The sequence below is a fragment of the Streptomyces sp. NPDC127177 genome (assembly GCF_042672475.1).
Taxonomy (GTDB): Bacteria; Actinomycetota; Actinomycetes; order Streptomycetales; family Streptomycetaceae; genus Streptomyces.
Genome location: NZ_JBHXUW010000028.1, coordinates 89186 through 101230, shown reverse-complemented (window position 1 = coordinate 101230; position 12045 = coordinate 89186). Strand labels below are relative to the sequence as shown.

Below are 12045 nucleotides of genomic sequence, written 5' to 3'. Positions count from 1 at the left end.
CCGGAACGACTGCTTCCGGAGGCCCGGCCACGGGCCGCTCCCTCATGCCGAGGGTAGTTTCATCAGCGCCAGCGGGGTGGAGGTCGGCTGTTTCGAGCCGCCCGACGGCTCGACCGTGATGCCCATGCCCGTGGCGCCGCCCACCGGCCCGTCGAGCAGGCTCGCGTAGGTCGTCGACGCGGGTCCGGCCGCCTGCATCAGGCCTGCGGACCGCATCGTCCCGCCGTCGTCGAACCACAGCTGGTAGACCTTGCCGCCGGGCGCCTTCGCCAGCCCGGAGGCGAGGAACACGGCCCGGTCCCGGTCCCTGGAGACCACCACGGTGCCCTTCACGCCGTCGCTCAGTGTGGCCGAACTCGACCTGGCGTCGGGCGCCGAGATGACATCGGCCACCTGCTCGCTGCGCTGCTGGGTGGCGCGGGCGTCCTCGCGGGCGTCCTGCGCCTCCTGGTTCTGCCAGACGGCGACACCGCCGAGGCCCGCCGCGGCGGCCAGGCACGCGGCGAGCGCGAACTTGGGCCACCGCCCTGCCCTGCCCACGCCACCGCCCCCGCCGGAGCGCGCCCGTCGGCCGCTGGACGGCGACTCCTGGCGTACGGTCGCGACCTCCTGGAGCACCCTTGCGCGCAGTTCCCGCGAGGGCGCGGTGGAGACCGCGAGCCCGAGCCGGGTCGCCGTTTCCGACAGCTCCCGTACCTCCACGGAACAGGCCTCGCAGTCGCCCAGGTGGCGTTCGAACTCCCGGCGTTCGCTCTCCGGAAGCGCGTGCAGGGCATAGGCCCCGGTCAGTGTGTGAAGTCCTGCGTCGCTCATGCGCTCACCCCGAGGCAGTCGCGCAGCCGGATCAGTCCGTCGCGCAGTCGAGTCTTGATGGTTCCGAGCGGCACCGCGAGCAGTTCCGACACCTCGCGGTAGGTCAGTCCGCGGTAGTACGCCAGTGTGACGGACTCCCGTTGAAGTTCGGAGAGGGTCCGCATACAGCGGCGGACCTGCTCCTGCTCCAGCCGGCTCTCGACCTGTTCGGTGACGTCGTCGAAGGCCGGGGTGCGGTCGAGCAGCGCGGCCTTGTGCTCACGGGCCGTCGTCGCCTCCACCGAGCGGACCCGGTCCACGGCACGGTGGTGGGCCAGGGTCAGCACCCAGTTCATGGCGCTGCCGCGGGCGGACTGGAATCGCGGCGCGGTGCGCCACACCTCCACCAGCACCTCCTGCGCGACCTCCTCCGACTGGGCGGGATCACGCAGGACGCTTCTCACGAGTCCGAGGACCGGACCGCAGACCGCCTCGTACACCTGAGCGAAGGCTTCCTGATCGCCCCGGGCGACCATCCCCAGGAGCTCTTGCAGATCGGGCCCCGCCGAGGCCAATCCGCTGATGTGCACGGCTTCTTTCACGCGGACTTCCTCCCAGGACGCTCATCGGTCTCCAGGGGTGGTTCGGAGCCGAAGGCAACGCGGATTGGTCAGTGGGCGAAATCCTTCCATGCCTCGTCCGCGCGTCCGTACCTGTGCACCGTGGCCCCGCGGGACCGGCGGGACCTCGCCCGGGGCACGAACCCCGGACCGTCGATCGTCCGGGGCGGCGGGCCGTTCCGCGCCGGCCGCCCGCCCCGGACCGGCGGCCGGTGCTCAGTCGTCAAGCGGTGTTACGCGGCGCTCTCCTGCTCGCGCTCCACCTGCTCGTTCCACGCGCGCTTGACCGTGCGCCAGGCGTCGTCGTTCTGGCCGAGGCGCCAGTAGCCGGAGATCGACAGCTGGGGGAGCGGGACACCGCGGTCCAGCCGCAGGTGGCGGCGGATGTCCTTGACGAAGCCGGCCTCGCCGTGGACGAACGCCTGCACCTCGCCGGCCGGGAACTCCAGCTCCTGCACGGCGGCGGTGAGCGCCTCGCCGACCGGCCGCCCGCCGCGGTGCAGCCAGTGCACCCCCACGCCGTCCGGCGTCGCGATCTTCTGCTCCTCCGTGGCGTCCTCGACCTCGACGAAGGCGTGCACCACCGCGCCCTCGGGCATCTGCTCCATCGCCGCGGCGATGGCCGGCAACGCGCTCTCGTCGCCCACCAGCAGATGCCAGTCGGCCGAGGCGTCCGGGCCGTAACCGCCGCCCGGTCCCAGGAACGTCACCTGGTCGCCGGCCTGGGCGCGGGCCGCCCACGGCCCCGCCAGGCCCTCGTCACCGTGCACCACGAAGTCGATGGCCATCTCACGGGTGGCAGGGTCCCAGGACCGCACCGTGTACGTACGGGTGGTGGGCCACAGCTCGCGCGGGAACTCCTCGCGGATGCGGGCCATGTCGAAGGGGTGCGCGTAGTCGGCGCCCTCCGGGGCGAAGCACAGCTTGACGTAGTGGTCGGTGAAACCCGAGAGCGCGAAATCCGCGAGACCGTCACCGCCGAGCACCACCCGGATCATGTGCGGGGTGATCTGCTCGGTGCGCAGGACCTGCGCGCCCTGCGCCTTGGGTGCCTGTCGCGCCGGTCGTTCTGCCACGAGGTTCTCCCTGTATCGTCCAGACCCGGATCATCGGGCTTAGGGTTACCTAACTTAACACCTCAGCTCCGAAGTGTGGACAGCAGGCGCTGCAGGGCGCCGCCCAGCCCCCATTGACCCGCAAGTGCTTCGAGCGCGGCCGGGTCGCGCGGCTCGGCCGGCAGGGCGGGGTCGAAGGCGGGCAGCGGTACGTCGGCCGCGACCCGGACCACCGTCGGCGCGACGGCCACGTAGTCGCGGGCCTCGTCGAGCCGTTTGCGCTGCGAGGGCGTCAGCTTCGCGGCCGGGTCGTCCACCGCCGCCATGATTCCGGCCAGATCGCCGAAGGCGTCCAGCAGCTTCGCGGCGGTCTTCTCGCCGATGCCGGGCACGCCGGGCAGCCCGTCGCTCGGGTCGCCGCGGAGCAACGCAAGGTCGACGTATCCGGAGCCGTCCACCCCGTACTTCTCGCGCAGCCAGGCCTCATCCGTCAGCTGGAGGGAGCCGACGCCCTTCAGCGGGTAGAGCACCCGCACACCACGGGCGTCGTCCACCAGCTGGTAGAGGTCGCGGTCGCCGGTGACGATGTCGACCGGGCCGGCCGACAGCCCGGCCAGCGTGCCGATCACGTCGTCCGCCTCGTAGCCCGCGACGCCGACCCGGGCGATTCCCAGGGCGTCGAGTACGTCCTCGATGACCGGGACCTGCGGGGCCAGTGTGTCGGGGGTGTCCTCCTCGTCGGGCAGGCCGTCGGCGGTCTCCACCGCGACGCGGTGCGCCTTGTAGGAGGGGATCAGCTCGACCCGCCAGTGCGGCCGCCAGTCCGCGTCCATGCAGGCGACCAGATCGTCCGGCCGGTGGTCCTGCACGAGCCGGCCGATGAAGTCGAGCAGACCGCGTACGGCGTTGACCGGGGTCCCGTCCGGTGCGCGCACGGAGTCGGGGACCCCGAAGTAGGCGCGGTAGTAGAGGGAGGCGGTGTCGAGGAGCATCAGGCGTCGCGTCACACCCCCGATGATGCCGCACCCCACTGACAGTGGCGGCCGAGGGCGCGGTTCCCGAACCGGGGCCAGTTCTGTGTGACGTGGGTCACTCTTGTGTTTGACCTGTATAAGCGGGGGCAGGCGCGGCATCGGAGCGGACCACGTCGCATTTTCAACTAGTGGACGTGGCCTGCGGACCGAATCCGCGCGCTCCACGGTCTGCCGGAGGGGTGGCAGACCGTTTTCGGTTCAACGCGTGAGGTGTATGTGTCCAGGCTGCAAGCCGAACACCTGTACAAAGTCTTCGGCAGACGACCCGATCAAGCCGTGCGGAAACTCGAGAGCGGCTCGGACCGCGACGAGCTGCGCGCCGACGGAACGACAGCAGCGGTGATCGACGCATCGTTCACCGTGGAACCGGGCCAGATCTTCGTCGTGATGGGGCTGTCCGGCTCCGGCAAGTCCACCTTGCTGCGGATGCTCAACGGGCTGCTCGAGCCCACCGCGGGAAAGGTGCTGTTCGACGGCCAGGACCTGACCGCCCTGTCCCCCGCCGAACTCCGCCACACCCGGTCCACCAAGATCAGCATGGTGTTCCAGCACTTCGCGCTCTTCCCCCACCGGAGCGTGCTGGAGAACGCCGGCTACGGGCTGGAGGTGCAGGGCGTGCCGCGCGCGGAGCGCAACCGGCGCGCCACCGAGGCCCTGGAGATGACCGGCCTGGCGGGCTGGGAGAACTCCTGGCCCGACGAGCTGTCCGGCGGTATGCAGCAGCGTGTCGGCCTGGCCCGCGCGCTGGCCACCGACGCCGACCTGCTCCTGATGGACGAGTCCTTCAGTGCACTCGACCCGCTGATCCGCCGCGACATGCAGGACCAGCTCCTCGAGCTCCAGAAGCGGCTGAAGAAGACCATCGTCTTCATCACGCACGACCTCAACGAGGCCATGCGCCTCGGCGACCGGATAGCCGTGATGCGCGACGGTGAGATAGTCCAGCTCGGCACCGCCGAGGACATCCTCGTCACGCCGGCCAACGACTACGTCGCCTCCTTCACCCAGGATGTGGACCGCTCCCGGGTGCTGACCGCCGGCGCGATCATGGCCGAGCCGGAGACCGTCCTGGGCACCAAGACCGACGGCGGCAAGGAACTCCGTACCCCGCAGGACGTCCTGCGGGAGGCCCCGGCCACCGTCACCGAGTCCACCCCGATCATCGAGCTGTTCACGCCCTGCTCGCAGAGCGGTACCGCGGTCGCGGTGACCGACGACAAGGGCAAGCTCGTGGGCGTGGTGCCCCGGTCCAGGCTGCTGGCCGTACTCGGTGAGCCGATGACCCCCGCCGAGGCTCCTCAGGACGCCGCGGCCTCGCTGAAGAAGGTGGCCAGTGTTTAGGCTCCACCTCGGCGACTGGGTCGACTCCGCCGTCGACTGGCTCCAGACCCATCTCGCCTGGCTCTTCGACTTCATCAGCTCCATCGTCAGCAACATGTTCGACGGCATAGCCGCCGTGATCTCCGCACCCGCGCCCCTGCTCTTCGCGGGCATCGTGGCCGTGATCGCCTGGTGGCTGCGCGGTCTGCTCGCCGGTGTGCTCGCGTTCGTGGGCTTCGCCCTGATCGACTCGGTCGATCTGTGGGACGAGGCGATGGACACGCTCACCCTGGTGCTCGTCGCGACGATCGTGACGCTGGTGCTGGCCGTGCCGCTCGGTATCTGGGCGTCCCGCTCCCGGGCCGTCAGCGCGGTGACCCAGCCGGTCCTCGACTTCATGCAGACCATGCCCGCCATGGTCTATCTGATCCCCGGCGTCATCTTCTTCGGCGTCGGTGTGGTCCCGGGCGTCATCGCCACCATCATCTTCTCGCTGCCTCCGGGCGTCCGGATGACCGAGCTCGGCATCCGGCAGGTCGACGGTGAGCTCGTCGAGGCCGCGGAGGCCTTCGGCACCACCTCGCGCAACACCCTGCTGCGGGTGCAGCTGCCGCTCGCCCTGCCCACCATCATGGCGGGCATCAACCAGGTCATCATGCTGGGCCTGTCCATGGTGGTCATCGCCGGCATGGTCGGTGGCGGCGGCCTCGGTGGTGCCGTCTACCGCGCCATCGGCAACGTCGACGTCGGCCTCGGCTTCGAGGCCGGTATCTCCATCGTCGTCCTGGCGATGTACCTGGACCGGATGACCAGCGCCCTGGGCCGCGAGGTCTCCCCGCTGGCCCGCCGCGCGCTCGCCAAGGCGCAGGCGGCCACCGGCGGTCTGAAGCTGTGGAACTACCGTCCGCAGCCCGTGGTCGCCGTGGTCGGCATCGTCGTCCTGGCCCTCGTGGCCGGTGGCATGGGCGTGTTCGGCTCCTCGGATTCGGACAGCGACACCGCGGGCGCCGACCCGAAGAACATCGGTGACGGCAAGACGATCAGCATGGGCTACATCCCCTGGGACGAGGGCATCGCCTCCACCTTCCTCTGGAAGGAGCTGCTGGAGCAGCGCGGCTTCAAGGTCGACACCAAGCAGTACGAGGCCGGCGCGCTGTACACCGGTATGGCGGGCGGCCAGATCGACTTCGAGACCGACTCCTGGCTGCCGGTCACGCACGCCGCGTACTGGAAGAAGTACAAGGACCGCCTGGAGGACATGGGCTCCTGGTTCGGACCCACCTCCCTGGAGCTGGCCGTCCCCTCGTACGTGAAGGACGTCAAGACGCTCGACGACCTCAAGGGCAAGGGCTCGGAGTTCAAGGGCCGTGTCGTCGGCATCGAGCCGAGCGCCGGTGAGACGGGCCTGCTCAAGGACAAGATCCTGCCGGGCTACGGCCTGGACAAGGAGTACAAGGTCGTCGACGGCTCCACGCCGTCCATGCTGGCCGAGCTGAAGCGCGCGTACGCCAAGAAGGAGCCCATCGTGGTTCCGCTCTGGTCGCCGCACTGGGCGTACAACCAGTACGACCTGACCAAGCTCAAGGACACCAAGAACCTCTGGGGCAAGGGCGACGGCATCCACACGCTGACCCGCAAGGGCTTCTCGGACGAGAACCCCGAGGTCGGCAAGTGGCTGAAGAACTTCAAGATGACCGAGGACCAGCTCACCAGTCTTGAGGCGCAGATCCAGAAGAGCGGAGCCGGCAAGGAGCAGGACGCCGTCCGCACCTGGCTCAAGGCCAACCCCGGGTTCGCCGACAAGGCGGCCCCGGTGGCGAAGGCCACCACCTCCAAGGGTGCCAACGGCAAGGACGAGCGCGAGCGCGCCGTCGAGATGGCCTGGTTCCCGTGGGAGGAGGACATCGCCGCCACGTACCTGTGGAAGGCCGTCCTGGAGAACCGCGGTTACAAGATCAACCTCAAGCAGTTCGAGGTCGGTCCGATGTACACCGCGATGTCCCGTGGTCAGCTCGACGTGCAGTTCGACGGCTGGCTGCCGTACACCCAGAAGAACTACTGGGACAAGTACGGCTCAAAGCTGACGGACGTCGGCTCGTGGTACGGCCCCACCTCGATCGAGGTCGCGGTGCCCGACTACGTCAAGGGCGTGAAGACCCTGGCCGACCTCAAGGGCAAGAGTTCCCAGTTCAAGGGCCGCATCGTCGGCATCGAGCCGGGCACGGCCACGATGGAGAACCTCAAGAAGAACGTGCTGCCGAACTACGGCCTCGACAAGGAGTACAAGGTCGTCGACTCCTCGACGCCCGGCATGCTCGCCGAGCTGAAGCGCGCGTACGCCAAGAAGGAGCCCATCGCCGTACTCCTGTGGACCCCGCACTGGGCCTACAACGAGTACAAGATGACCAAGCTCCAGGACCCGAAGAAGGCCTTCGGTGACGGCGACCGGCTGCACACCATCGCCTCCAAGGACTTCCCGAAGAACTACCCGCAGCTGACCAAGTGGTTCAAGAACTTCAAGCTGAGCGAGGACCAGCTCGGCGGCCTGGAGAACGAGATCCAGAAGCTCGGTACGGGACACGAGGAAGAAGCCGTGAAGGCCTGGATGGACAAGAACCCGGGCATCGCGGACAAGATGGCACCGAAGCAGTAACGCCGTCGCGCCCCCACCAGGGGTGCGACACGGGAAGGGGTGGGCACCGCCGGTGGCGGTGCCCACCCCTTCCGGGCTGTCCGGAAGTCTCTTTTACCGGCTGTCCTCGGCCAACCGTGTGCGTAAGGTGCTGGCAGCCGGAAGGATGGGGAGTCGGGAGGGAGCCGGACATGGACGACAAGGAAACACTCCGCGTGGGCGCGGCGGTCCGCCGACAGCGCAGATCCCTGGGACTCACGCTGGCGGCGGTCGCGACGCGCAGCGGCCTTTCCGTACCGTTCCTCAGCCAGATCGAGAACGAACGCGCCAGACCCAGCCCCCGGTCCCTGGACCGGGTCGCCGAGGCGCTGGAGACCACCACCGCACGTCTGCGGGCCGCCGCCGACTCGGCGCGCGCGGTGGACGTCGTGCGCGGCGGGCAGGAGGACGGGGACGGGGTACGGCGGGTGGTGCGCGGACGCCACCAGCTCAGCGCCCTCGAATTCACCGGGGAGCTCGATCTGCGGCGCGAGTTCCAGCACCGCAACGACGAGGTGATGTACGTTGCCGAAGGCGCCGCCGAGGTGGAGGCCGAGGGACAGGCGTACCGGCTGGAGCGCGGGGACACCCTGTTCCTCTCGGGCGGGGTGCGCCACCGCTGGCGGGCCACGGTCCCCGGGACCCGGCTGCTGTTCGTCGCCGTGGCCGAGCACGTCGACGCGACGTTCGACCCGCGCCGCTGAGCCGTCCGGCCGCTCGCCGCCCCGCCGTCAGGAGGTAACAGCCGTGCGCGTCGTCTCGCTGGTGCCCTCGCTCACCGAGGCCGTCGCCGAGAGCGGTCCGGAGCTGCTCGTCGGCGTCACCGACTGGTGCACGCACCCGGCCGGTCTGGACGCCGCCCGCATCGGCGGCACCAAGAACCCCGATGTGCGGGCCGTCCTCGCCCTGCGCCCCGATCTGGTCGTGGCCAACGAGGAGGAGAACCGGGAGGCAGACCTCGCGGCGCTCCGGGACGCCGGGACCGAGGTGCTCGTCACCACCGTCCGCACTCTCGACGAGGCGTTCGCCGAGCTGGACCGGGTGCTGACCACCGGCTGCGGGCTGCCGAGGCCACGCTGGCTGGACGAGGCCGAGGCCGCCTGGGCGGCCCTCCCGCGGCCGGGCGCACCGCGCCGCGCGCTCGTCCCGGTCTGGCGCAGGCCGTGGATGGTCCTGGGCCGCGACACCTTCGCCGGAGACCTGCTGGCCAGGCTCGGCGTGACCAACGTCTACGCGAACCACGCGGAGCGCTACCCGCGCGTCCCGCTCGACGAGCTCAACGCCGCGGGCGCCGACCTGGTGGTGCTTCCCGACGAGCCCTACCGCTTCACCGCGGCCGACGGCCCCGAGGCCTTCCCCGCACTGCCCGCCGCACTCGTCGACGGGCGGTACCTCACGTGGTACGGGCCGTCACTGGTACGGGCCCCCGCGGCGCTGCGAGCAGCGCTCCGCTGACCAGCCCGCGCACCGTGCGGACACCGGCCACCGCCCAGGCCGTCACCAGCAGCAGGTAGAGGGCGACAGCCAGCCAGCCGAACGCCGTCAGGCCGGTGTGCCGGGCCAGTCCAGCGGCGCCCGTGACACATGTGCCGACGGGGAAGGTGAAGCCCCACCACGTCATGGAGAACGTCATCCCGCCCCGCAGCGCCCGCACCACCAAGGCACCGGACAGGGCCAGCCACATCAGCGCGAACCCCATCACCGGAACCCCGTACAGCACGGCGAACGCGCCGAGCGCGGACGCGTACGGGGCGCGGATCGCACCCGGCGCCACATCGGCCAGCGCGTTGACCGCGGTCGTGGACTGGCCCAGCGGGCCGAGCACCAGGAACAGTGTGGGCGTCAGCACCAGCGGCAGAGGACCCCGGTGGACCAGCCGGGCGAAGATCAGCGGCAGCATCACCAGCGTCGCCAGCAGGCTCAGTCCGAACATCGCGTAGCAGGCGAGCAGCAGCGCCTCCCGCCACTGGCCCGCCGGCAGCTCCGGCACCAGCAGCGGACCGAGAGCCGCGGAGACCATGGGGGCCACCACGGGCAGCAGCCACACCGGGGACGCCGTCCCCGGCTCCGGGCGGTGGCGCACCACCATCAGGTACGGGATCGCGACCGCGGCGGCCAGCCCGGTCAGGGTCCCCGCGGTGTACAGCACCACGTCCAGGACGAGGGCCGCCCGATGCCCGATCACGTCCCTGCCCACCACCATCCCGGAACCGCCGACGGCCAGCAGCGCCATCGACAGACAGCCGTAGAACGGGGCGACAGCGGGGTCGAGCAGATGGGAGCGGGCCTGGTCCCGGTGCGCGGTCCAGTGCCCTGCACGGGCCGTGAGGACGGCGGCGAGCATCAGCGCGGCCAGTACCCACACCAGCGCGCAGGCCGTCCGCAGACCGGGGACATGCACCGGCAGGGCGGCGCCCGCACTCGCGACGATCGCGGTACCCATGACGGTCGCGTACCAGTTGGGGCCGAAGTACCGCAGCGCGGGGCGCCGGAGGGTGCCGGAGAACGGGAGGACGGCGCGGGTCTGCGGAAAGGTGGCCATGCCATGATTCTCGGATCGGCGGCCCCGCCCCACCAGGGAGTCCTTTCCTATGAGGTCATAAGGTGGGCTTATGACCAGCGATGTGCCTGCCCTGCTGTCCCACCGAGTGCCCGATCTGGGGGCACTGGAGCTGCTGATCGCCGTCGCCCGGCACGGCAGCCTCGGCCGGGCGGCACGCGATGTCGGCATCTCCCAGCCCGCCGCCAGCAGCCGCATCCGTTCGATGGAACGCCAGCTCGGCCTCGCCCTGCTCGACCGCTCGCCCCGCGGGTCCCGGCTCACCGACGCGGGCGCCCTCGTCACCGACTGGGCACGCCGGGTCGTGGAGGCCGCCGAGGCGTTCGACGCGGGCGCCCAGGCACTGCGGGACCGGCGCGACTCCCGGCTGCGGGTCGCCGCCTCCATGACCATCGCCGAGTACCTGCTCCCCGGCTGGCTGATCGCCCTGCGGGGGGAACGGCCGGACACCGCCGTCTCGCTGCTCGCCGGCAACTCGGCGGCCGTCGCCCAGCGGCTGCTGACCGGCGAGGCGGACCTGGGATTCGTCGAGGGACTCTCGGTGCCCGAAGGTCTCGACGGCACCGTCATCGCCCATGACCGGCTGGTCGTCGTGGTCGCCCCCTCCCACGCCTGGGCCCGCCGCCGCACCCCGCTGACCCCCCGGGAACTCGCCGGGACCCCGCTGATCCTCCGAGAACACGGCTCAGGCACCCGCCAGGTGCTGGACGCCGCCCTCGCCGTCCACGGCGGACTGGCCCAGCCGCTCCTGGAACTCTCCTCGACCACCGCGGTGAAGGGAGCGGCCGAGAGCGGTGCGGGGCCGTGTGTGCTGAGCGAACTGGCCCTCGGCGAGGAGCTGTCGTCCCGGCGTCTGGTCAAGGTCCCGATCGCCGGGGTCCGGCTGCGGCGCCAGCTGCGCGCCGTCTGGCCGTCGGGCCACCGCCCCACCGGACCGGCCCGCGACCTTCTCTCCCTGACCCGGTCCGGCCCGTCCAGCGACTGAGGGCGGCGCGCCCGCACAAAAGCGCTGGCCCGTACGCCGCTCAGCCGGAAGTATGCGTGGATGACCGCCACCGCACCCCCGGCCGAGGGCCGCCGCCACCACTGGAGTGACCTCCCCGCCGAGGTGCGCGCCGCCGTCGAGGACATCCTCGGGGCGCCCGTCGTCGAAGCCCGGACCCAGAGCGGCGGGTTCTCGCCCGGGGTCGCCGCCCGGGTCCGGCTCGCCAACGGCGGCCGGGCCTTCGTCAAGGCCGTGCGCGCCGAGGTGAACGCCGACAGCCTCGGCCTGCACCGCGCCGAGATCCGCCACACCGCGGCCCTCCCGCCGCACGCCCCCGTCCCCCGGCTGCTCGGCTCGTACGACGACGGCACCTGCGTCGCCCTCGTGCTGGAGGACATCGAGGGACGGCAGCCACACGTCCCCTGGGACCCGGCCGAGCTGGACCGCGTCCTGGCGGCCGTCGGCCGGCTCAGCCTGCTCCTCACCCCGGCCCCGATCGACGCGCCGCCCGTCGCGAAGCGCGAGACCTCCATGTTCACCGGCTGGCGGACCCTGCACGCGGCAGGCGACACCACCGGCCTCACCCCCTGGGCGGCACACCGCGTCGGCGCACTCGCGGAGTTGGAGTCGGGCTGGGCGGAAGCCGCCACCGGCGACAGCCTCGTCCACGCCGACCTGCGCGCGGACAACATCCTGCTCACCGATGACCGGGTCGTCTTCGTCGACTGGCCCCACGCGATGCGCGCGGCGCCCTGGTTCGACCTGGTGGCGATGCTGCCCTGCGTCGCCGCCCAGGGCGGCCCCGACCCGGAGCGGCTCTTCACCGCCCACCCGCTCGGCCGGGACGCGGACCCCGTGGGCGTCACAGCCGTGCTCGCCGCCCTGACCGGCTACTTCGTGGCCCACTCGCTGCGCCCCGCCCCACCGGGCCTGCCCACGCTGCGGCCCTTCCAGGCGGCGCAGGGCGCGGCCGCCCTGGACTGGCTGAAGTGCCGGCTCGGTGAGTAG

The 12045-nt window shown here is 71.2% G+C and carries 11 protein-coding genes; 6 read left to right on the top strand and 5 right to left on the bottom strand.

The features are described 5' to 3' along the window. Window positions 1–42: 42 nt before the first annotated feature. From ACFVJX_RS19140 to ACFVJX_RS19125, 4 genes are all read right to left on the bottom strand, one after another. Window positions 43–813: an anti-sigma factor domain-containing protein gene (locus ACFVJX_RS19140; protein WP_384130194.1), complete on the bottom strand. Its 771-nt coding sequence runs from the start codon at window positions 811–813 to the stop codon at window positions 43–45. Then, the gene (locus ACFVJX_RS19135; RefSeq protein ID WP_384130192.1) at window positions 810–1394 is read right to left on the bottom strand and encodes a sigma-70 family RNA polymerase sigma factor; all 585 of its coding nucleotides are present in this window, start codon (window positions 1392–1394) and stop codon (window positions 810–812) included. Before ACFVJX_RS19135 ends, ACFVJX_RS19140 begins: the two co-directional genes overlap by 4 nt. Before the next feature lie 251 nt (window positions 1395–1645). Beyond that, window positions 1646–2488 (bottom strand): siderophore-interacting protein, encoded by an 843-nt coding sequence (locus ACFVJX_RS19130; protein WP_384130190.1) that lies wholly within the window; start codon window positions 2486–2488, stop codon window positions 1646–1648. A gap of 62 nt (window positions 2489–2550) precedes the next feature. Continuing rightward, window positions 2551–3459 (bottom strand): 5'-3' exonuclease H3TH domain-containing protein, encoded by a 909-nt coding sequence (locus ACFVJX_RS19125; protein ID WP_384130199.1) that lies wholly within the window; start codon window positions 3457–3459, stop codon window positions 2551–2553. Between the two features lie 318 nt (window positions 3460–3777). On the opposite strand from ACFVJX_RS19125, the gene ACFVJX_RS19120 reads away from it, so the two are divergent. The 4 genes from ACFVJX_RS19120 (at window position 3778) to ACFVJX_RS19105 (ending at window position 8947) form a co-directional block, all read left to right on the top strand. Beyond that, window positions 3778–4842, top strand: a complete 1065-nt coding sequence (locus ACFVJX_RS19120; RefSeq protein ID WP_384130188.1) for a glycine betaine/L-proline ABC transporter ATP-binding protein — start codon at window positions 3778–3780, stop codon at window positions 4840–4842. After that, window positions 4835–7474 carry an ABC transporter permease/substrate binding protein gene (locus ACFVJX_RS19115; RefSeq protein ID WP_384130185.1) on the top strand — a complete coding sequence of 880 codons (2640 nt, stop codon included), beginning with the start codon at window positions 4835–4837 and terminating at the stop codon, window positions 7472–7474. Before ACFVJX_RS19120 ends, ACFVJX_RS19115 begins: the two co-directional genes overlap by 8 nt. 170 nt (window positions 7475–7644) lie before the next feature. After that, on the top strand, window positions 7645–8196 hold the full coding sequence (locus ACFVJX_RS19110) for a helix-turn-helix domain-containing protein (RefSeq protein WP_384130182.1): 552 nt from the start codon (window positions 7645–7647) through the stop codon (window positions 8194–8196). Window positions 8197–8239: 43 nt separating this feature from the next. Next, window positions 8240–8947, top strand: a complete 708-nt coding sequence (locus ACFVJX_RS19105; protein ID WP_384130180.1) for a helical backbone metal receptor — start codon at window positions 8240–8242, stop codon at window positions 8945–8947. On the opposite strand, the gene ACFVJX_RS19100 is transcribed toward ACFVJX_RS19105, so the two are convergent. Further along, window positions 8886–10034 carry a TDT family transporter gene (locus ACFVJX_RS19100; protein ID WP_384130178.1) on the bottom strand — a complete coding sequence of 383 codons (1149 nt, stop codon included), beginning with the start codon at window positions 10032–10034 and terminating at the stop codon, window positions 8886–8888. The genes ACFVJX_RS19105 and ACFVJX_RS19100 overlap by 62 nt on opposite strands. Window positions 10035–10104: 70 nt before the next feature. Here ACFVJX_RS19100 and ACFVJX_RS19095 point away from each other — a divergent pair, with 70 nt between their 5' ends. Both ACFVJX_RS19095 and ACFVJX_RS19090 read left to right on the top strand, forming a co-directional pair. Beyond that, window positions 10105–11037, top strand: coding sequence for a LysR family transcriptional regulator (locus ACFVJX_RS19095; protein ID WP_384130175.1), 933 nt, complete (start codon window positions 10105–10107; stop codon window positions 11035–11037). 60 nt (window positions 11038–11097) lie between these two features. Then, complete coding sequence (locus ACFVJX_RS19090) at window positions 11098–12045, top strand: aminoglycoside phosphotransferase family protein (RefSeq protein ID WP_384130172.1); 948 nt, start codon at window positions 11098–11100, stop codon at window positions 12043–12045.